The sequence below is a fragment of the Lentzea roselyniae genome, from assembly GCF_039537795.1.
Classification (GTDB): Bacteria; Actinomycetota; Actinomycetes; order Mycobacteriales; family Pseudonocardiaceae; genus Lentzea; species Lentzea atacamensis.
This window is the reverse complement of the sequence record NZ_BAABBE010000007.1, coordinates 87538-106823: the sequence shown is the minus strand read 5'-3', so window position 1 is coordinate 106823 and position 19286 is coordinate 87538. Positions and strand designations below refer to the sequence as shown.

Here is a 19286-nt window from a genome sequence, read left to right as displayed (position 1 = left end):
CGACCAGTAGATCACCATGGGCAAGCCGCCTACTGGCGCAGTTCGGGGAACTCCTCGTCCCGCCACTCACCGCCCTCGACCCCGGCTTCCTCGCGCGTGCGCAGGTCGACGCGGCGGATCTTGCCGGACACCGTCTTGGGCAGCTCGGCGAACTCCAGCCGCCGGATCCGCTGGAACGGCGCCAGGTTCTCGCGCGCGTGCCGCAGGATCTGCAGCGCGGTCTCCCGGTTCGGCTCCCAGCCCGCACTCAGCGCCACGTACGCCTTGGGCACGGCGAGCCGCAGCGGATCCGGCGCCGGGACGACCGCGGCCTCGGTGACCGCCGGGTGCTCGATCAGCACGCTTTCCAGCTCGAACGGCGAGATCTTGTAGTCCGACGCCTTGAACACGTCGTCCGTCCGTCCGATGTAGAACAGGTAGCCGTCCTCGTCGCGGCTCGCGATGTCACCCGTGTGGTAGTAACCGCCGGCCATCGCCTCGGCGTTGCGCTCCTCGTCGCCGTGATAGCCGACCATCAGCGACATCGGCCGTTGCGCGAGGTCGATGCAGATCTCGCCTTCCTCAGCCGGTTCACCGCTGATCGGATCGACGAGCACGACCGGAACGCCCTGCAGCGGCCGTCCCATCGAGCCGGGTTTCACCGGCGCGCCGGGAACGTTGCCCACCGACAGCGTGGTCTCGGTCTGGCCGAAGCCGTCCCGCAGCGTGAGGCCCCACTGCTGCCGGACCTGGTCGATCACCTCGGGGTTGAGCGGCTCACCGGCCGCGACGACCTCCCGCAACGAGCCAGGTCCGCCGCTCAGGTCGGCCTTGATCAGCATTCGCCACACGGTCGGCGGCGCGCAGAACGTGGTGACGCCCTTGTCCCTGATCTGGCCGAGCAACGCGGCCGCGTCGAAGCGGCCGTAGTTGTGGACGAAGATCGTCGCTTCGGCGATCCACGGGGCGAAGAAGCAGCTCCAGGCGTGCTTGGCCCAGCCGGGCGAGCTGATGTTGAGGTGCACGTCGCCCGGTTCGACGCCGATCCAGCGCATGGTCGTGAGGTGCCCGACCGGGTACGAGGTCTGGGTGTGCTCGACGAGCTTGGGGCGGCTGGTCGTGCCGGACGTGAAGTACAGCAGCAGGCGGTCGTCCGCCCTCGTCTGCGGGTGCGGCAACGGGTTGTCCGGCGCCTCAGCGGTTTCCGCGTAGTCCAGCCAGCCCGCCGCGGCGCCGCCGACCGCGATCAGGACGGGACCGTCCTCGAACTTGTCCGCGTCCTCCACACGCGCGATGACGTGCCGGACGTTGCCGCGCTTCAACCGGTCCGCGAGGTCGGCGGGCCCCAGCGCCGTGGTCGTCGGCATGATCACCGCGCCGAGCTTCATCACCGCGAGCATCGACTCCCACAGCTCGACCTGGTTGCCGAGCATGATCATCACGCTGGCGCCCTTGCCGACGCCGTGCCACGCGAGCCAGCGCGCGACCCGGTTCGACCGGCGTCGCAGCTCGTCGTAGGAGTAGGCGCGCTCGGACCCGTCCTCTTCGACGATGTGCAACGCCGTCGTCGTGTTGCCCTCGGCGATGACGTCGAACCAGTCGTGCGCCCAGTTGAAGCTGCTGCCGAAGCTCGGCCAGCTGAAGGACGCCGGGTCGGTGAGCATCAGGTCGCGGGCCGCGCGGTAGGTGTCATGACTGGACATTCCCAGAGCGTGCGGAGACGCGAGGCCGGCGGTATACCCCCGTACGGGGGTGCACCCCTTTTCGAGGGTGCCCGTGTCGGCGAAACTGCCAGCGTGCTGCCAGACCGCTTCCAGGCGCTGCTGCCGCAACGCCTGGACATGCTCCGCCGTGCCACCGGGTTGCCCGTCGTGTTCGGCGGGGCCGTCACGCCCGGTCGTGAGCTGTTGCTCAGCAGCTTCTACGGCACGCGCGGCACGGCGTTGCACGGGTTGCGCGTCGGCACCGGCCGGGGGCTGGGCGGCACGGCGATCGCGATGGGCACCGCAGTGCGCGTCAACGACTACGCCTCGACCCGCGCGATCACCCACGAGTTCGACCAGATGGTGGTCGTCGAGGAAGGCCTGACCTCGGTGTTCGCCTACCCGGTCGCGGTCCGCGGCACGGTGCACGGCGTGCTCTACGGCGCCGTGCGCGGGCAGGCGACCGTCGGTGACCGGGCGATCAGGATCGCCGGCGCCATGGCGCAAGGCATCGCAGGGGACCTGGACATGCCATCTCTTCACACCCAAGCCGCCCTGCGCGAGCTCGCCGAGGTCGCCAAGCTCGTCGGGGATCCCGTTCTGCGCGAACGGTTGCGCAAGGTCCACCAGGATCTCGGCGGTGCGGCCCCCGTTGCCGTCCCGACGGGACTGACCCCGCGCGAACTCGATACGCTTCGGCTGGCCGCGGTCGGAGCGTCCAACCGGGACATCGCCGCCGAGCTCGGGTTGAGCACCGAAACCGTCAAGGCCTACCTCCGCGGTGCCATGCGCAAGCTGGGGGTGCACAACAGAACCGCCGCTGTCCACGCGGCGAGGTCGACGGGAGCGCTCTGAATGTCGTGGTTCGAGAAAGCCGTGATCGGCACGGACCGCCTGCTGTACAAGCTGACCGGCGGCAAGGTCATGACCGTCTCGTTCAGCAAGCAGAGCGGGCTGACGTTGATCACCGTCGGAGCGAGGTCCGGTGAGCGGCGCGAGAACCAGGTCCAGTACGTGGCCGACGGCGGCAGCATGCTGGTGGTCGGCTCGAACTGGGGCAAACCGAACCACCCGGCGTGGACCGCGAACCTGCTGAAGAACCCGGACATCCAGGTGAACGTGCGCGGCGATGTCCGTGACGTGCGGGCGACGCTGCTCGGAGGGGACGAGCGCGAGGCCGCCTGGAGCAAGCTCGTGGCGGCCTGGCCCTCGTTCCAGGACTACGTCGAGCGGTCAGGAGGCCGCGAGCTGAGGGTCTTTCGCCTCACGCCGCGCTGAGTCCCACGCGAGCCACACACAGCCGACGATCATGAGCACGCCGTGCGCGATCCGGGCCGAGGGCGGCGTGAAGAACTGCGGCAGGAACAACGCGAACCCCGCCGCGAACAGGATCGAGGGCAGCGTGCGGAGCTTGAGCGCGACCATGACCGCCGCGACGCCCATGGTCACGAGCCCGATCGCGAAAGTCGTTGCGGCGACCGGGTTGTAGCGCACGGCCTCGGCCAGTTCGAGGAGGTTCGGCTGCGCGGCGATCTCGTGCAGGCCGAAGGTCTCCGCGCCGTAGTACGGCAACGTGAGCCCGGCGCCCACCCAGAACGTGATCGCGGCGGTGCGGTGGATCTCCAGCAGCGCGATCGGCACGAGAATGAACCCGATCATGGCGAACAGGTGCGAGGCGAGCCACGCACCGGATCCCATCGCGGTGGCGGCGCCCGCGGCTGTCGTCTCGTCCTCCCACGGTCTGAACACCGGGTACAGCAGGAAGAGCAGGCCGGCGGCGGTGAGCGTCATCTTCATCGTGTCCCCCTGAGATCGTTGAGATACATCCGGATGAGCTGGTCGTAGGTGTCGTCGAGGCCTTCTGGCAGTCCGAACCCGCCGGTGGACTCGATCGACGCGAAGCCGTGCACGATCACCCGCAGCCGCCGCGTCGCGTGGATGGCGGCCGAGCCCTCGATGCCGTACCCGCGCAACGTCGCGAGCTGGATCTCCATGAGCTTCATCCCGGCCGCTCGCTGCAGTTCGTCGCGCAACGGGTCCATCGGCATGGCCGCATACCGCTTCGGGTGTTCGTTGACGTAGGCGCGATACGCGTGCATCAGCGCTGCCACGGCCTCGTCGCCCGCAAGACCGAGCACGGCTCTGGTGAACCGTTCGGCCATGTCCTCCAGCAGCCGCACGCCGACGTGACCACGCAGGTCCGCGAGGCTCGCGACGTGCTTGTACAGCGAGGGCGTGGCGACACCGGTGCGGGCGGCGACGGCGGCGAGCGTCAGTCCTTCGACACCCTGCTCGTCGACCAGTTCCAGTGCCGCGTCCACGACCTTCGAGGTGGTGAGACGGGGGCGAACGGCCATAGCCCAAAAGCTAATGTCATTAGCCAGAGGTGTCAAGGCAAGCGCGGTGATCGAAATTTTTGTGAAGATCTTGCGCATACCGCCACGTTCGGCCGCAGGAAAGGTTGAATGGTCAAGTCACTCCCGCAAGCAAGGAGAACCCATTGCGGTTAGCCAGAAACCTGGGGGTGGTTGCCGCAGGCCTGATGGTCGCGGCGACCATCACAGCGGTACCGGCCACGGCCGGACCGTCGTTCCACACCGAGATCGACCCGAGCTCCGTGAAGGAGTCGATCGAGTACCTGGTGAAGACCTACGGCGTCAGCGAGCAGGAAGCGCTGCGCCGGCTCGAGCTCCAGAACGACGCGGCCAAGCTCGAAGAGATGCTGAAGCGCGACGCCTCTGGTGAGTACGCCGGCATGTGGCTGGACCAGGAAGGCGGTGGCAAGCTCGTCGTGGCGATGACGAAGCCTTCCGCCGCCCAGCGGCACGTCGTCACCATGCCCGACCGCGCCAACGTCAAGATCCGCACGGTGAAGAACTCGCTGTCCGCGCTGCGATCGGCTCACGACCGCATCAGCAAGCAGGTCGGCGCCGGTCCGGACGCGGTCCACCTGCCCGCGATCAGCGAGACCGAGAACCGCGTGGTGGTCTGGGAACGCGCGTGGCTCAAGGAGAAGAAGGCCGGGGTCGCCACCGAGGCACAGGCGACGGAGCGCGCCTTCGACGCCGAGCCGGGCATGGTCTCGACCCGCACCCTGCCGAAGCCGACCCCGTACGCGGTCGACTGGGGCTTCTGCCACCCGTTGTACTGCACGAACTACGGCCCCATGCGGGGTGGTCTGCGGCTCGACATGAGGCGCGACAACGGCACCGTCGGCGGCTGCACCAGCGGCTTCAACCTGCGGACGACCGGCGGCGCGTTCCCGGGCGTGCCGTGGGTGCTGACCGCGGGACACTGCATGGCCACCAAGACGAACAACGTGCCGACGCAGCACAACGGTGAGCCTGTGGTGAACCAGCACGGCATCGAGAAGAACGCGTACCCGTACGACTACGCCGCCGTGCGGTACGTCGACGCGGCCGCCGCCAACAAGTGGCTGGAGAGCCAGACCAACCGCAACGTGGTGCTCAAGTACTGCCGCAACGGCGGTACGGACAGCAACGCGGACACCCCGTGCGGTCCGCAGGCGACCTCGCAGAACCAGGAGATCACCAAGGTCACCCCGCTGGCCGAGATCAAGGCGGGCATGATCGTGTGCGCCTCCGGCTCGGGTTCGAGCGCGGTGAACTACCCGGACTCCGTGGACAGCGGTGCCGGTGCGGGTTACCTGGTCGGCACGAGGTGCGGCCGGGTCCTCTCGACCGACGTCGGCATCAACACCGACGTCTGCGCCAGGGCCGGTGACAGCGGTGGCCCGCTGTTCAGCCAGGTCGACAAGGCAGCGCTGGGTATCCTCAACGGCAGCCAGCAGGCGCGCAGCGGCGCCTGCCAGATGGGTGAGCTGAACAACTACTCACCGATCTCGACGATCCTCGAGGACCTCAGCGCCCGCCAGGCGAGCGGTGGTTCGGTCTTCAACGTGATCACCACGCCGCAGGGCTGACGCCCTCAGGTTCCGGAAGGCCCGATCCGGGTCTTCCGGAACCGCAGCGCCACGACGTGGCGTGCCAGCGCCGCCATCGCCATCAGGGCGACGAGACCGCACACGCCCCGCCAGCCGAACCCGGTGTACGCCCGCACGCCCAGCCACGAGCCGGCCGCTCCGCCGAGATACGCACACGTCATGTAGGCGGTGTTGAGACGGCCGCGATGGGTGTCACTAAGCGCGTACATGCGGATCGAGTTCGCCACCATCCCGCACTGCATCGCGACGTCGAGGACGAGCGTGCCGAGCACCAGCGCGACCAGGCCGCCGATCCCACCCGCCACCCCGAACGCCAGCACCACGGCCGACCCGATGACCGCGAGCATGCACACGAGGTTCACCGGATCCGGTCCGCGCCGGTCCACGACTCGCCCCGCGATCGGCGTCGCGATCATCGTGGCCGCGTTGACCAGTGCCAGCAGCCCGACCGCCTGCGCGCCGTAGCCGTACACCGGCCCGGTGACCAGCAGCGCGACACTCCCCCACACCGTGCTGAACGCACCGAAGATCATGGCCTGGTACCAGCACGAACGCCGCAGCTCGGGCTCACTTCGCAGCAGCCGCAGCGGTTCCAGCAACAGGTCCGGATAGGACTGTCGCGTGTGAGGTTCGGTGCGAGGCAACGCCCGCCACAGCGCCACCGCCATCACGAACGCGAGCCCCGACGCCACCAGGTACGGCGCCCGCCAGTCCAGCCACTCGCCGAGCACCCCGCTGAACGTGCGGGCGAGCAGCATCCCGCCGACCGAGCCGGCGAGCATGGTCCCGCTCGCCGCACCGCGCCGGTCGGGAGCGACCATCCCGGCGACCATCGGCCCGATGATCGGTGCGATCACCGTGGCCGCGCCGACCGCGACCCCGGCGGCGAACAGCGGCCCGAACGAGGGCGCGAACCCCGCCGTCGCGAGGCCCAGCCCGGTGACGGTGAACAACGTGGCGATCAGCGGCCGGTACGGGATCCGGTCACCCAGCGGCACCAGCAGGAAGATCCCGCCCGCGTACCCGATCTGGGCCGCGGTGACCACCAGAGCCGCCTGGCCCGGGGCAATCCGCAGTCCCTGGGCCACCAGCGGGGTGACCGCCTGCGGGAAGTAGACGTTGCCGACCGCGACACCGCAGGCGACGGTCAGCAACCAGAGCATCCCCCGAGTCATGGGCGTGACGCTTGCGGCCGCCACCACCTGGCGCAATCGAATTTCCCTACCGATTGCAGGCCGTTCGACTCATTGGCTGCAGGTCAGCTGACAAGTACCGTGACCGCGTGCGGCGTCGGGGCGACCGGCGGAGTGCCGGTCGAAGCCGGGATCTTCACCACCCGGAGGCAAGGCATGCGAGTAGCCAGACGCTGGGCGACGGCCGCCACCGTCGCCGTCGGCACAGCGCTGTTGGTTCCCACGACCGCGAGCGCGCACGCACCATCAGGCGCGATCTTCACGACGCTGCCGGACGGCAGCGAGGTCAACTTCAACCACTTCCCCACCAAGCAGGACGTGTACCTGGACGGCGGCCCCGGTCCCGGCGCGCCGCAGACGGCGGCCGGGCTCGACGACGGCACGTACGTGTTCCAGGTGACCGACCCCAGCGGCAAGGTGCTGCTGTCCACCGATCCGGCGCGCTGCCGCCAGTTCACCGTTGCGGACGGTGTCATCAGCGGCGTCGTCGACACCGACTGCGAGCACGTGACCGGGTCCGATGTGGACCACGACGCCACCACCGTCCAGCTCTTCCCGTACCTCGACACGCCCAACAACGGTGGCGTGTACAAGGTCTGGGTCACCACGGTCGAGGACTTCCTCGCCGGCTGCGCGCAGTTCGGCGTCGCGAACGGGCTGAACGTCGTCGACTGCGGCAACGCCGGCGGCAACCGGCACGGGTTCGTGCCCGCGCACAGCAAGACCGACAACTTCAAGGTCGGCGACCGGGTGATCGTCGAGATCGACACCCGCTTCTACCGCTGGGACGGCGCGGGCCCGCTGGACGGCTATGCCGTGACGTGGACGGACACCAACGGCGCGTCGAACAAGAAGTGGTCCTACTACGCACCTGAGCTGTACGTGATGCACGAGGCGCACGTGGAGGCCGTCGAGGCCGGTGTCCACCAGATCTCGGTGGCGAACCAGCCCGGCTGCACCGTGCTGCGCGTCGACGTGCAGAACCAGCGCCTGAACGGACCGGGCACGGTCAGCGTGCGCGTGTCCAACATCGGACACGAAAAGACGATCTTCGTCGACGTCCGCTGCGGTTGATCCCGATCAGGTGGGAGCGCTCGATGGGAGCGCTCTCACCTGATGAATAACTGAAAAGGTTTACACGTTGACCGAGAGTCACGGTGTGACAACACTTCCGAACCACTGGGCGCACAACTAAATCCAGGAAAGGTCGGTTCGATGCAGCGACGCATCGGGACGGCCCTCGCTGCTGCCTTGATGGTTGCCGCGGGGATCACCGTCGCCACCACCACCCAAGCTCCCCCTGCCAATGCGGCGGTGATCTGGGCCGACGAGTTCAACGCCCCCGCCGGCACCGGTGTCGACGGTGGCAAGTGGCAGATGGAAGTGGGCAACAACAACGGCAACAACCGTGAGTCTCAGTGGTACCAGGCGGGCACCTCGAACGCGGTGCACGACGGTGCCGGCAATCTCGTGATCACCGCCAAGCGCGAGAACCCCGGCAACTACCAGTGCTGGTACGGAAGGTGTGAGTACACCTCCGCCCGCATCAACACCGCCGGCAAGTTCACCCAGACCTACGGCCGGTTCGAAGCGCGCATGAAGATGCCGCGCGGCAAGGGCATCTGGCCGGCCTTCTGGATGCTGGGTGCGGACATCAACACGGGCAACCCGTGGCCGGGTTCCGGCGAGATCGACATCATGGAGTTCCTGGGACACCAGCAGAACACCGTGTACGGCACGATCCACGGCCCTGGCTACTCCGGTTCCGGCGGCCTGCTGCACCAGTACAACGGCCCGAACTTCTCCGACGGCTTCCACAACTTCACCGTCGACTGGCGTCCGGGTGAGATCGTGTGGTCCGTCGACGGTCAGGTCTACGGCCGCAAGACGCCCGCCGACCTCGGTGGCCGGACGTGGGTGTTCAACAAGCCGTTCTTCATCATCATCAACCTCGCGGTCGGTGGTGAGTGGCCGGGTTACCCGGACGGCAGCACGACGTTCCCGCAGCAGCTCGTGGTCGACTGGGTCCGCGTCTCCACCGACAGCCCGCCACCCAGCGGTGGCACGGAGATCCGCGGCATCGGCGGCAAGTGCGTCGACGTGCCCTGGGCGAACACCGCCAACGGCACGCCCATCCAGATCACCGGCTGCAACGGCAACGCGGCGCAGAAGTGGAGCCGCCCGGGCGACGGCACCATCCGCGCGCTGGGCAAGTGCCTCGACGTCAACGGCGGCGGTGTCGCGAACGGCACCGTGGTCCAACTGTGGGACTGCAACGGAACCCCTGCCCAGCAGTGGGCCGTGAGCGGTGCACAGGACATCGTGAACCCGCAAGCCAACAAGTGCCTGGACACCGTCGGAGGCTCCTCGGCCGACGGCACCAGACTCCACATCTGGGACTGCCTCGGCGTCGCCAGCCAGAAGTGGCAGGTATGAGGTTTCTCCCGGCCGGGTTGCGCATGGCCTGAGCGGGAGAACAACGGCGCTGGACGTGAACCCCTGCGGCGGAAGGGTTCATGTCCAGCGCTTCTTCACGCCAGGAGCCTGGCGACGGCCCAGTCCTGCACCGCGACACCGACCGACTTGAACACGGTCCGGCCCTCGCGCAACGGCGGATTCCCCAGCGCCGCACCGAGTTCGACGAGCGACTCCAGCCGGAGCACGCCCGAGTTGACCGCCTGGATGATCTCCCCCGCCTCGCTCAGCGCGGCCTCTACCTGGTCCACGACCACGACTCCGGCGGTCGCCAGCAGGTCCTCCGGCAGCTCCCGCATCACCGGCCGGTACGAGCCGATCGCGTTGACGTGCACCCGTTCCTTGAGCGCGTCACACGTGAACAGCGGCGCCGTCGACGCCGTCGCACAGCACACGACGTCCGCCCCCGACACGGCTTCCTCGGCGTCGGGCGCGAGATCCATGACCGTGTCCGGCAGCTCGTCCTTCAGGCTCTCCAGCAACGCCTCCGCCTTCTTGGCGTCCCGGTTGAACACGACGAGCTTCTTGAGCGGCCGCACCGCGTGCACAGCCCGCACCTGGTCCGCCGCCTGCGCCCCGGCCCCGAGCAACGCGAGGTGCGAGGCGTCCTCGTCGGCCAGCAGATCCGTCGCCACCCCGACCACCGCACCGGTCCTGAGGGTGGTCAGCGGCACCGCGTCCGTGACGAACTGCCCGTCCGGGTGCGAGTAGACGACCGTGCCGGTGATCACCGGGTCGCGCTCGGCCTCGATGCTGATCACCTTGACGGCCGTGGACGCCGTCGGCCGGTGGTGCGCCGCCATCACGAGCGACCGGCTGCCGCTGAACGCCTGCCGCGGCGGCAGCTCGAACTCCCCGGCGGTCAGCCCGATGAACGCTGCGCGGACGGCTTCGATCGCCGCGGGCATGGTCATGGTTCGGATGGTAACGACCCGGAGAATGGCGTCATGACCGAGACCTGGGACCCGTTCGGCACACTGCGCGACGCACTCTGGATCGGCGGGGCGCAATGGGCGGGAAAGTCCACCGTGGCACGCATTCTGGCCAGGCGGCACGGCATCACCGCGTACCACTACGACTACCACGACGCCCGCGCGCACAACGACCGCCGCATCGCCAGCGGTCAGTCGCTACCGGGTTCGCCGGACGACCTGTGGGTGCACGCGTCTCCTCAGGACATGGCGGCGAGCACGCTGGCAGGGTTCCCGGCCCGGTTCGAGTGGGCGCTCGACGACCTGCGCGCGCTCGTGTCCGGCCGGCCGATCCTCGCCGAGGGCTGGGGCCTGCGCCCCGAACTGGTGGCGCCACTCATCGACTCGCCGCGCCGGATGGTCGTGATGGTGCCGACTCCGGAGTTCCGCGAACACCAGGTCCGCGTGCTGCCCCGAGCCGGAGCGATCGGCGCCGAGGTCAGCGACCCCGCGAGGGGCCAGCGGAACCGCCTCGAACGCGACCGTCTCGTCGCCGAGGACGCGGTGCGCAACGCCCACGCACTCGGGATCCGCGTGATCGAGATCGACGGCAACCGTGACGCCGAAGCAGTCGCCGACCTCGTCACCGACCACTTCTCCCCCTACCTGGGGTAGTCAGCCACGCTTCACCGTGCTCAGGAACGAGTTCCACGCGGCGGCGCCCACCTCGATGTGAACGGCGGGCGCCTTGCTGTCCCGGACACCGATGCCGATGGCCACCTCCACACAAGAGCTTGCGTTCGCGCTGTGGGTGCTCTTGCGCCAGCCGGCCATAGGAATCTCCTCATGTCAGCAGCTGCTTGATCAGCTCCTTCGATTGTTCCTCATCCAGGGCGATCTCATCGAGTGCCTCCACCACGCGCTCGTACGACTTCACGGCGTACGGCGTCTCGATGATGAGGCTCGAGTTCTCGCTCTCCAGGAAGACGACCGGCTCGTACTTGTCGAACGTCAACATGTCGAACGCCCCTGCGAGCCCGGCATGAGCACCGGTGGAGAGCGGGACGATCCGGATCTCGATGTACGACCGCGCGGCCATCTTCAGCAGATGTTCCAGCTGCGCCTCCATCGCCTCGTGACCGCCGATCGGTGACAACAGCACCGATTCATGGATGTAGAAGACGCACTTCAGGCCCTTGCGCAGCACCATCTGCCGCTCAGTGCGGGCGTGCACGCGCTCCTCGATCTCGTCCTCGGGCACGTTCGCACCCGCCGCAATGACGGCCCGCGCGTACTCCGGCAGCTGGATCAGGCCGTGCACCAGCGAAACCTGCCAGCTGATCAGCTTCTTCGCGGTGCGCTCGTGCTCGATCAACGTGCGCGGCCGGATCGGCGTGCACGCCCCGTGCTCCTGCCACCAGCCCTTGAGGTTGGCCTCGTTGAAGAGCGACAGCAGGTGGTCGCGTTCCTCAGGCGGTGTCCGGCAGGTGCCCAGCAACAGCGCGAGCTCCAGCTCGGTGGCGCCGCCCTTGCCGTTCACCAGGTCGGAGAGCTTGGCCTCGTTCCAGCCGACCAGCTCGGCGACCGCACGCGAAGTCATGCCCGTGGCGGCAATGGCCGCGCGCAGCCCGTCACCGAACTCCCGGCCCCTTGCAGTGGAGAATCTTTTCGGCATGGCGAGGACGTTAGACCCATTCCCAGGCGGTTCAGAACGTTTGATCGCAACATAACCCAAAAGGGCGTTAGCTTGGAGGACCTCCAAGTTCCACAATAATTCCGTGAAGTTTCGTTGGATGCCCCACGAGGGGCGGCGCCACGCCATCCCCGACGAGCCGGCCAGGGGGCGGCTCGTCGAGACACTATGCGGCAATCCCTTTGTACCGCAAGAGTTCAGCCTGTGGCGCGACAAGATCTGCTGGCCGACCTGCTGGGACTGCGACGGCGTCTGGCGCGAGAACGAGGGGATCCTGCCATGGCCGCGGAAATCCTGACCGAAGACCTTCTGCGGATATCCCTTCAACGGCTCTCGCGTGAGGTGGTGAAGAGTTATCCACAGTTCGGGGAGATGCTCGCACAAAATATGTTGCGCACGTGCGGCCTGATTCCCGACGTCGAGCGCGCGGAGCACTATCGGGAACTCGGCACGCTGCTCATCGACCTCGGCAGGCTGTACCTCGCCGAGGCCGATGTGCTGTCGACGGTCGAGATGCCGCCGACTTGAGGGGCGGTCAGTCGAGCTGGTTGCGCGCCAGTGCCTCACGGAAGCCGTCGACGATCGTGCAGAAGGGAAGACCCGCTGGACACCCTGGCCCCTTCTCCGCGTGGAGCAACTTCTCCTCACCAGGAGCCGTCCCGCCAGGTTCAGCCCCAGCACGCCGGCACCGTACGTCGTGCCCGCACCGCACTGCCGAGAGAGAACCCTTCTTGCGCCTCATTCGTTCGTCCGGCAGTGCGGGAGCGCCCGGAACATCCGGTTCTCCTGGGCCGAAACGTCCAAGGCCTATCGCGCGGACATCACGACCGCGCGGCCGTTCGTGTCGAACTCGTGCGCCAAGGTCGTCAGGGCCTCACCACCGGCGGCCCACGCCGCTGTCCAGGTGAGGCACTCCGCCGCACCGTTGCCACCGCGCTCGACCAGGTCAGTGCCGATCTCGTCGAGCCAGTCCCACGACGTCCCGCCGACACCGGCCAGGAAGGCCTCGTCCCACGTGCGCACCAGCTCGCGGATCGTGCCTTCGGAGCGAGCCCGCTCGTTGACCGACTTGATCCACGCCTGGCGCTCCTCCTCCGTGAGCACCACGCCGGTCTCGGGCTCGCGGAAACCCGGGAGGTCGTGCGCCAGACCGCCCGACCCCACGTACAGCACGCGCTTGTCCGCGAAGAACTCGCCGACGCGGCGTCCCAGCGACGCCGCGCGGCGGAAGGACGCGTGCGGTGGCGACGCGCAGTTGATGAAGACCGGCAGCACGGGCCGGGCGTCGATGGCGCCCAGCAGGTCGCGGGTCGTGTGGCCGAACGCGTGGTCCAGGGCGGCCTCGTACGCGGTCGCGATGTCGAAGTCGTGGGCCACGAGGTTCGCCACCAGGGCGCGGCCCAGGTCGGACGGCACGTCGTAGGTGCCGACGGGGCCCGCGACGTCGCCCTGGGCGGTGGCCGCCAGCACCACCGCGAAGGTGGGGACGACCGCGCGGAAGGCCCGGCGGTGGTCCGTGCCGAAGAAGACGACGAGTTCCGGGTCGAAGGCCGCGACGGCCTCGCGGGCGGTTCCGATCGCCCCGCGGACCGGGCCGTGCGGCGCGCTGGGCAGGGTGATCAGGTGCGAGGCGCAGACCGTTAGGCGATTCTTCACCGGGCCAGTCTAGGATCCGGGGCGTGACGAGACGTGCACTCGCGGTGATCATCACCGCGGCGCTCCTTGCGCCCGTTTCCCCTGCTCACGCCGACATCACCAGACGCATCGAGACCGAGCGGACGGAGAGACCCGTCGCTCCCGGCGTCGCACTCAGCTCCTTCGACTGGTACGAGCCCGGCGGCTGGATCCGCGGTGACGCGCTCGCCGTCGACCTCACCAAGGCCGAAGTCGGGTACGTCGACCCCGGCAGCGTCACCCAGGCCGCTCCCCTCTCCCAGCAGGCGTCGAGAGCCGTCGCGGCGATCAACGGCGACTTCTTCGACATCAACAACTCCAACGCACCCCAAGGTGTTGGCATCAAGGACGGCCAGCTCAGGAAGTCCGGGCAGGGCCGCGCGGTGGGCATCGACGCGGCCGGCATCGGCAGCGTGATGGAGACCTTCTTCGAGGGCACGCTCAACGGCACGCACAAGCTGACGCAGCTCAACAACGCGAAGATCGACGTGGACGGGATCGGCGTCTTCAACCCGTTGTGGGGCACCTACAGCAGGGCGCGCGCTGTGCAAGGTGCCACCAACACGGCAGAAGTGATCGTCCGCGACGACGTCGTCGAGACCATCGGCGAACCCGGCGACAAACCAGTCCAGGGTTACGCGCTGGTGGGCAGGGACAAGGGCGCGGACGTCCTCAGGCAGCTCAAGCCCGGCGACCGGGTCCACGTCGCCTACCAGAGCCGCACCAGCAACGGCAGCGTGCCGACGACAGCCATCGGCGGTCGGCACCTGCTCGTCGAGAACGGCAGGAACGTCGCACCCGACGACCCGCTGCACCCGCGCACCGCGGTCGGGTTCTCCGCCGACGGCAAGAAGATGGTGATGCTCACCGTCGACGGGCGGCAGAGCCCGTACCTGCCCGGCCTGAACCTCAGGGACCTCGCCGACGCCATGATCGAGCTCGGTGCGCACAACGCCCTCAACCTCGACGGCGGCGGCTCGTCGACCATGCTCGCCCGCGAACCCGGCACCACCGAGCTCAAGGTGGTCAACACGCCCTCGGACGGCGGTGAGCGCCCGATCCCCAACGGTCTCGCCCTCTACGCGCCGCAAGGCTCCGGCAGGCTCGTCGGGTTCAACGTCGACACGCACGACAAACGCGTCTTCCCCGGCATGACCCGCCGCATGACCGTGCACGGCTACGACGAGACGTTCGGGCCGGCCACCAACAACGAGCACGTGACGCGCGCGACCGGCGGCTGGGCCATCGGCGACACCTTCCACGCGGCACCGCAGCCGGGACCCGCGTCGTTCACGGCCTTCCGCGGCAGCACGGCCAAGACCGAGAAACTGACCGTCCTGGGCAAGCTCTCCAGGATCGCCCCGGCAAGCTCGCGGATCAGCCTCGGCATGAACGAGCAGAAGCCGTTGCAGATCAACGGTTTCGACGCCAGGAGCTTCAGCGCGAAGATCGAACGGGCCGACCTGGACCTCAGCTACGACCGCCAGATCGTGGAGGTCACGGCAGACCTGCAGATCAGAGCGCTCAGACCCGGTGCGACCACGATCAAGGCCAGAGCACAGGGCGAGGAAACCCAGGTAGCGGTCACGGTCGGCGTGCAGGACGAGCCGATCGCCACCTTTGAGAACGATGCTCCACAGTGGACCTTCGGATCGGCCCGCGCGACCGGTTCCGTGTCCGCCGAACCGAACGGCCACACCGGAACGGGCCTGAAGCTGAGCTACGACTTCACCCGGTCGACCGGCACCCGCACCGCCTACGCCGTCCCGCCGAAGCCGTTGCAGGTCAACGGACAGCCCCTCTCCCTCGCCGCCTGGGTGCACGGCAGCGGCAAGGGCGAGTGGACCGCGTTCACCGTGAAGGACGCGAGCGGCCAGTCGAGATCGCTCTACGGCCCGTACATCACCTGGAACGGCTGGAAACAGCTCGAGGTCGCGGTCCCGCCCGAGCTGAAGTTCCCCGTCGAGGTCACCAGGTTCACCGCGATCGAGACGAAGGCCGACCGCTCGTACCAGGGCGAAGTGATCGTCGACGACATCACCGCACGGGTCCCGCCACCGGTGGCACTCCCGCCCGCACCAGAGCTGCGCGATGACGTGATCGGCCAGGCGAGCGGATGGAAGTTCGCGGTCATGTCCGACGCCCAGTTCGTGGCGAGGAACCCGGACAGCGACCTGGTCAGGTCCGCCCGGCGCACGCTCAGGGAGATCAAGGCTTCCGGCGCCGAGTTCGTAGTGATCAACGGCGACCTGGTCGACGAGGCCTCCCCGGAGGACCTCAAGCTGGCACGACGGGTGCTGACCGAGGAGCTCGGCGACTTCCCCTGGTACTACGTGCCGGGCAACCACGAGATCATGGGGCCGGGCACGATCGACAACTTCCGCCGCGAGTTCGGTGCCACCCACCGCACCTTCGACCACAAGGGCACCCGTTTCGTGCTGCTCGACTCGTCGACGGAAACGCTGCGAGGCGGCGGCTTCGAGCAGATGGAGATGCTCAGGAACGCACTCCGGACAGCCGAGGGCCAGGCCGTCGTGATGATGCACCACCCGCCGCGCGACCCCTCGCCCGCGCGCACGAGCCAGCTCGCCGACCGGATGGAGGCCGCCTACTTCGAGCGGCTGCTGTCCGAACGGGACAAGCCCACGGCGTTCATCGGCGGGCACGTCGGCGGCTTCTTCGCGTCCACAGTGGACGGCGTGCCGCACGTGGTCAACGGCAACTCCGGCAAGGCACCGGCCGAGCAGGGTGGGTTCACCGGCTGGACCCTGGTCGGCGTCACCAAGAACAACATCAAGGCGGAGATCCGGCCGCACGTGGACTCGCTGCACGTCCAAGCTCCGGCGAACCTGAGGTTCGGCAGTCCGGAAAAGGTTGCGGCGACGTTGAAACAAGGTGCGCGGACGCTGCCGGTGAAGTACCCGATGAGCGCGGTGTGGGCGGGATCACCCGGCCTGCACGTGGGCGATTCGTCCGGTGTCCGGCCGTGGCACGTGGCGTGGCTCGACCCGGTTGCAGGCCTGCTGACCGCGATCAGGCCTGGTCAAATCACGATCTCGGTCGCGGTGAACGGAGTGACGCGCAGCACCGGAGTACGCGTCAGCCCGGTCTGAGTGAGTGCGATGTCGGGCGGTGAGGGAAGATACTGCCCATGACCACCGCCGACAACGGTTTCGCCGACCTGGGGCTGCGGCCCGACATCCTCACCGCACTCACCACGCTGGGCTACGAGGAGCCGACGCCGATCCAGAGCGAAGCGATCCCGCCGCTGCTCGCGGGCAACGACCTGCTCGGGCAGGCCGCCACGGGCACGGGCAAGACGGCGGCGTTCGCGCTCCCGCTGCTCGAACGCATCGCCGACCGGATCGGCAAGGGCGAGAAGCCTCTCGCCCTCGTGCTCGCGCCGACCCGTGAACTGGCGGTGCAGGTGTGCGAGGCCGTGCACCGCTACGGCCGGCACATGGGCGCGCGCGTGCTGCCGATCTACGGCGGCCAGCCCATCGGCCGCCAGCTGCGCGAGCTGTCCCGCGGCGTCGACGTGGTGGTCGCGACCCCGGGCCGCGCGATCGACCACCTGCAGCGCGGCACGCTGCAGCTCGGCGACCTGCAGATCGTCGTCCTCGACGAGGCCGACGAGATGCTCGACATGGGCTTCGCGGAGGACATCGACGCGATCCTCGCCGAGGCTCCCGCCGACCGGCAGACCGTGCTGTTCTCGGCCACGATGCCGCCGCGCATCGACCGCATGGCCAAGAGCCACCTGCGCGAGCCGGTGCTGATCCAGATCGAGCGCGAGAAGACCGAGCCGGGCGAGGCCCCGCGCGTCCGGCAGACCGCGTACCTGGTGCGTCGTGACCACAAGCCCGCCGCGCTCGGCCGCGTGCTGGACGTCGAGGCGCCCACCGCCGCCGTCGTCTTCTGCCGCACCCGCGACGAGGTCGACCAGCTCACCGAGACGCTGAACGGCCGCGGCTACCGCGCCGAGTCCCTGCACGGCGGCATCAGCCAGGAGCAGCGCGACCGCGTGATGGCCCGTCTGCGCGGCGGCACCGCCGACCTGCTGGTCGCCACCGACGTCGCCGCCCGCGGCCTCGACATCGAGCAGCTCACGCACGTCGTCAACTACAACGTGCCGTCCGCCCCCGAGGCGTACACGCACCGCATCGGCCGCGTGGGCCGCGCCGGCCGCGAGGGCGTCGCGATCACCCTGGTCGAGCCGCGCGAGAACTCGATGCTCAAGACGATCGAGCGCGTCACCAAGACCAAGATCCCGATGGAGAAGGTCCCGACGGTCGCCGACCTGAGGGCACGGCAGCTGGAGCTGACCCGCTCGTCGCTCCAGGAGTCGCTGATGGAGGACGACCTCTCCCGGTTCCGCGTCGTCGTCGAGACCCTGGCCGACGAGTTCGACGTCATGGACATCGCGCTCGCCGCCGTGAAGCTCGCCCACGAGGCCTCGGGTGCCGCCGCCGACGAGGAGGAGATCCCCGAGGTCCGCCCGCGCGAGGACCGTCCCCGCCGCGACGGTGCCCCCGCCGGCCCGCGCCGTGAGCGCCGTGGCCCGTCCGAGGGCATGACGAGGCTGTTCCTGGGCGCGGGCCGCTCGTCCGGCATCCGCCCTCAGGACATCGTCGGCGCCATCACCGGCGAGACGAAGCTGAAGGGCCGCGAGATCGGCGCGATCGAGATCGCGGACCGCTTCTCGCTGGTCGAGGTGCCGGGCGCGGCCGCGAACGACGTGATCGAGTCGCTGCGGGACGCGACCATCAAAGGCAAGCGCGTCACGGTCCGCCGGGAGCGTCAGCCCCGCTAGTGCGGTGAGTTCGGATCCGGGCCCCGGCTGCACAGCCGGGGCCCGCTTTCGTCCCCACCTGGCTTCGAACCGTCGGGCGCCAGGGCTTGCGCGCCTCGATCAGGAACCGCGTCGAGGTGCAGGCGAACTCCCCGTGCTCCTGGATGTGCTCGTGCATGTCCAAAAGCCGGTCCCGATACTTCTCCACCGTGAACCCCGGCACGGTCCACAGCACCTTGCGCAGGAAGTGGACGACCGCGCCGACGTCGAAGAACGCCACGCGCAGCGCCACGGACTCCAGCTGCAGCACCTCCAGCCCTGCCGCCTCTGCCTCGGCACGCGCCCGCTCGGTGGCGCGAGCGTCGCCGACCGGCTGCGGCCCCATCATGAACTCGGTGAGCCCGCGGTTCGTGCCCTCGCCGATCTGCTGCGAGAAGCAGGTCCCGCCGGGCTTGAGCACCCGCGCGATCTCCGCCCACGGCGTCACGACCGGGTGCCGGCTGATGACCAGTTCGAACATCTCGTCGTGGAACGGCAGCGGGCCCTCGTCCGGCGCCTGGACGACGAACGCCTCCGGCAGGTTCCGGGCCGCCACGCGGGCGTTGGGCGGCCACGACTCGGTGGCGGCCAGCAGCGGCGGCTTCACGGGTGCGGAGGCGGTGACCTCGCCGCCGCCGGTCTGCAGGTCCAGCGCCGACGACACGGCCGCCAGCCTCGACGCGATCTGCGACGCGTAGCCCCACGGCGGGCGTTCCTCCGTGGCGCGGCCGTCGAACCAGGAGAAGTCCCAGCCCTCCAGCGGTACCGCGTCCCCCTCTGCCACCAGGTCTTCGAAGGTCCCCATGGCTCGACATGCCACCACAAGCGCTGAGAACGGGCCACCGAAAATGGCGGCACCTGCC

Annotated in this window: 19 protein-coding genes; 10 read left to right on the top strand and 9 right to left on the bottom strand. The window is 68.9% G+C overall.

Features of this window, described 5'->3' with window-relative positions:
• Window positions 1–29: 29 nt before the first annotated feature.
• Window positions 30–1682, bottom strand: coding sequence for an AMP-binding protein (locus tag ABFX45_RS14480; protein ID WP_346130273.1), 1653 nt, complete (start codon window positions 1680–1682; stop codon window positions 30–32).
• A 93-nt stretch (window positions 1683–1775) separates the two neighbouring features.
• On the opposite strand from ABFX45_RS14480, the gene ABFX45_RS14475 reads away from it, so the two are divergent.
• Together ABFX45_RS14475 and ABFX45_RS14470 are read left to right on the top strand one after the other, a co-directional pair.
• Window positions 1776–2537 carry a helix-turn-helix transcriptional regulator gene (locus ABFX45_RS14475; RefSeq protein WP_346130271.1) on the top strand — a complete coding sequence of 254 codons (762 nt, stop codon included), beginning with the start codon at window positions 1776–1778 and terminating at the stop codon, window positions 2535–2537.
• Entirely contained in the window at window positions 2538–2960 is a 423-nt protein-coding gene (locus ABFX45_RS14470; protein ID WP_346130269.1) for a nitroreductase family deazaflavin-dependent oxidoreductase, read from the top strand.
• On the opposite strand, the gene ABFX45_RS14465 is transcribed toward ABFX45_RS14470, so the two are convergent.
• Complete coding sequence (locus tag ABFX45_RS14465) at window positions 2916–3479, bottom strand: hypothetical protein (protein ID WP_346130267.1); 564 nt, start codon at window positions 3477–3479, stop codon at window positions 2916–2918. The two genes, ABFX45_RS14470 and ABFX45_RS14465, sit on opposite strands and share 45 nt — an antisense overlap.
• The gene (locus tag ABFX45_RS14460; RefSeq protein ID WP_346130265.1) at window positions 3476–4039 is read right to left on the bottom strand and encodes a TetR/AcrR family transcriptional regulator; all 564 of its coding nucleotides are present in this window, start codon (window positions 4037–4039) and stop codon (window positions 3476–3478) included. Before ABFX45_RS14460 ends, ABFX45_RS14465 begins: the two co-directional genes overlap by 4 nt.
• Window positions 4040–4182: 143 nt before the next feature.
• On the opposite strand from ABFX45_RS14460, the gene ABFX45_RS14455 reads away from it, so the two are divergent.
• On the top strand, window positions 4183–5625 hold the full coding sequence (locus ABFX45_RS14455; protein WP_233439436.1) for a trypsin-like serine protease: 1443 nt from the start codon (window positions 4183–4185) through the stop codon (window positions 5623–5625).
• Window positions 5626–5630: 5 nt separating this feature from the next.
• On the opposite strand, the gene ABFX45_RS14450 is transcribed toward ABFX45_RS14455, so the two are convergent.
• Complete coding sequence (locus ABFX45_RS14450; RefSeq protein ID WP_346130262.1) at window positions 5631–6821, bottom strand: MFS transporter; 1191 nt, start codon at window positions 6819–6821, stop codon at window positions 5631–5633.
• Window positions 6822–6995: 174 nt separating this feature from the next.
• On the opposite strand from ABFX45_RS14450, the gene ABFX45_RS14445 reads away from it, so the two are divergent.
• Both ABFX45_RS14445 and ABFX45_RS14440 read left to right on the top strand, forming a co-directional pair.
• The gene (locus ABFX45_RS14445) at window positions 6996–7913 is read left to right on the top strand and encodes a hypothetical protein (RefSeq protein ID WP_146231504.1); all 918 of its coding nucleotides are present in this window, start codon (window positions 6996–6998) and stop codon (window positions 7911–7913) included.
• Window positions 7914–8054: 141 nt separating this feature from the next.
• Window positions 8055–9275 (top strand): family 16 glycosylhydrolase, encoded by a 1221-nt coding sequence (locus ABFX45_RS14440; protein ID WP_428834148.1) that lies wholly within the window; start codon window positions 8055–8057, stop codon window positions 9273–9275.
• A 95-nt stretch (window positions 9276–9370) separates the two neighbouring features.
• Here the strand turns inward: ABFX45_RS14440 and ABFX45_RS14435 are convergent, their stop codons facing one another.
• Window positions 9371–10228 carry an ornithine cyclodeaminase family protein gene (locus ABFX45_RS14435; RefSeq protein WP_109635782.1) on the bottom strand — a complete coding sequence of 286 codons (858 nt, stop codon included), beginning with the start codon at window positions 10226–10228 and terminating at the stop codon, window positions 9371–9373.
• A gap of 33 nt (window positions 10229–10261) precedes the next feature.
• Here ABFX45_RS14435 and ABFX45_RS14430 point away from each other — a divergent pair, with 33 nt between their 5' ends.
• Window positions 10262–10900 carry a hypothetical protein gene (locus ABFX45_RS14430; protein ID WP_112226031.1) on the top strand — a complete coding sequence of 213 codons (639 nt, stop codon included), beginning with the start codon at window positions 10262–10264 and terminating at the stop codon, window positions 10898–10900.
• Here ABFX45_RS14430 and ABFX45_RS14425 read toward each other — a convergent pair whose 3' ends face one another.
• Window positions 10901–11059, bottom strand: a complete 159-nt coding sequence (locus ABFX45_RS14425; RefSeq protein WP_109635778.1) for a DUF397 domain-containing protein — start codon at window positions 11057–11059, stop codon at window positions 10901–10903.
• A 10-nt stretch (window positions 11060–11069) separates the two neighbouring features.
• The gene (locus tag ABFX45_RS14420) at window positions 11070–11900 is read right to left on the bottom strand and encodes a helix-turn-helix domain-containing protein (protein ID WP_346130259.1); all 831 of its coding nucleotides are present in this window, start codon (window positions 11898–11900) and stop codon (window positions 11070–11072) included.
• Window positions 11901–12018: 118 nt separating this feature from the next.
• Here ABFX45_RS14420 and ABFX45_RS14415 point away from each other — a divergent pair, with 118 nt between their 5' ends.
• Window positions 12019–12216: an HC3 family zinc finger protein gene (locus ABFX45_RS14415; RefSeq protein WP_109635772.1), complete on the top strand. Its 198-nt coding sequence runs from the start codon at window positions 12019–12021 to the stop codon at window positions 12214–12216.
• On the top strand, window positions 12198–12446 hold the full coding sequence (locus ABFX45_RS14410; RefSeq protein ID WP_109635770.1) for a hypothetical protein: 249 nt from the start codon (window positions 12198–12200) through the stop codon (window positions 12444–12446). Before ABFX45_RS14415 ends, ABFX45_RS14410 begins: the two co-directional genes overlap by 19 nt.
• A gap of 279 nt (window positions 12447–12725) precedes the next feature.
• Here the strand turns inward: ABFX45_RS14410 and ABFX45_RS14405 are convergent, their stop codons facing one another.
• Window positions 12726–13574, bottom strand: a complete 849-nt coding sequence (locus ABFX45_RS14405) for a DODA-type extradiol aromatic ring-opening family dioxygenase (RefSeq protein WP_346130256.1) — start codon at window positions 13572–13574, stop codon at window positions 12726–12728.
• 23 nt (window positions 13575–13597) lie between these two features.
• Here ABFX45_RS14405 and ABFX45_RS14400 point away from each other — a divergent pair, with 23 nt between their 5' ends.
• A complete protein-coding gene (locus ABFX45_RS14400) occupies window positions 13598–16705 on the top strand; it encodes a phosphodiester glycosidase family protein (protein WP_346130254.1) in 3108 nt (1035 codons plus the stop codon).
• Window positions 16706–16743: 38 nt separating this feature from the next.
• A complete protein-coding gene (locus ABFX45_RS14395) occupies window positions 16744–18405 on the top strand; it encodes a DEAD/DEAH box helicase (protein WP_109635762.1) in 1662 nt (553 codons plus the stop codon).
• Here the strand turns inward: ABFX45_RS14395 and ABFX45_RS14390 are convergent.
• Window positions 18374–19228: a methyltransferase domain-containing protein gene (locus ABFX45_RS14390; RefSeq protein WP_346130251.1), complete on the bottom strand. Its 855-nt coding sequence runs from the start codon at window positions 19226–19228 to the stop codon at window positions 18374–18376. The genes ABFX45_RS14395 and ABFX45_RS14390 overlap by 32 nt on opposite strands.
• Window positions 19229–19286: the final 58 nt, after the last annotated feature.

Bases quoted from the DNA above. Each gene is read 5' to 3' on its own strand.
- ABFX45_RS14390 (WP_346130251.1), bottom strand. From the start codon at position 19,228: ATGGGGACCTTCGAAGACCTGGTGGCAGAGGGGGACGCGGTACCGCTG.
- ABFX45_RS14465 (WP_346130267.1), bottom strand. From the start codon at position 3,479: ATGAAGATGACGCTCACCGCCGCCGGCCTGCTCTTCCTGCTGTACCCG.
- ABFX45_RS14480 (WP_346130273.1), bottom strand. From the start codon at position 1,682: ATGTCCAGTCATGACACCTACCGCGCGGCCCGCGACCTGATGCTCACC.
- ABFX45_RS14430 (WP_112226031.1), top strand. From the start codon at position 10,262: ATGACCGAGACCTGGGACCCGTTCGGCACACTGCGCGACGCACTCTGG.
- ABFX45_RS14410 (WP_109635770.1), top strand. From the start codon at position 12,198: ATGGCCGCGGAAATCCTGACCGAAGACCTTCTGCGGATATCCCTTCAA.
- ABFX45_RS14445 (WP_146231504.1), top strand. From the start codon at position 6,996: ATGCGAGTAGCCAGACGCTGGGCGACGGCCGCCACCGTCGCCGTCGGC.
- ABFX45_RS14460 (WP_346130265.1), bottom strand. From the start codon at position 4,039: ATGGCCGTTCGCCCCCGTCTCACCACCTCGAAGGTCGTGGACGCGGCA.
- ABFX45_RS14415 (WP_109635772.1), top strand. From the start codon at position 12,019: ATGCCCCACGAGGGGCGGCGCCACGCCATCCCCGACGAGCCGGCCAGG.
- ABFX45_RS14425 (WP_109635778.1), bottom strand. From the start codon at position 11,059: ATGGCCGGCTGGCGCAAGAGCACCCACAGCGCGAACGCAAGCTCTTGT.
- ABFX45_RS14470 (WP_346130269.1), top strand. From the start codon at position 2,538: ATGTCGTGGTTCGAGAAAGCCGTGATCGGCACGGACCGCCTGCTGTAC.
- ABFX45_RS14395 (WP_109635762.1), top strand. From the start codon at position 16,744: ATGACCACCGCCGACAACGGTTTCGCCGACCTGGGGCTGCGGCCCGAC.
- ABFX45_RS14440 (WP_428834148.1), top strand. From the start codon at position 8,055: ATGCAGCGACGCATCGGGACGGCCCTCGCTGCTGCCTTGATGGTTGCC.
- ABFX45_RS14435 (WP_109635782.1), bottom strand. From the start codon at position 10,228: ATGACCATGCCCGCGGCGATCGAAGCCGTCCGCGCAGCGTTCATCGGG.
- ABFX45_RS14450 (WP_346130262.1), bottom strand. From the start codon at position 6,821: ATGACTCGGGGGATGCTCTGGTTGCTGACCGTCGCCTGCGGTGTCGCG.
- ABFX45_RS14420 (WP_346130259.1), bottom strand. From the start codon at position 11,900: ATGCCGAAAAGATTCTCCACTGCAAGGGGCCGGGAGTTCGGTGACGGG.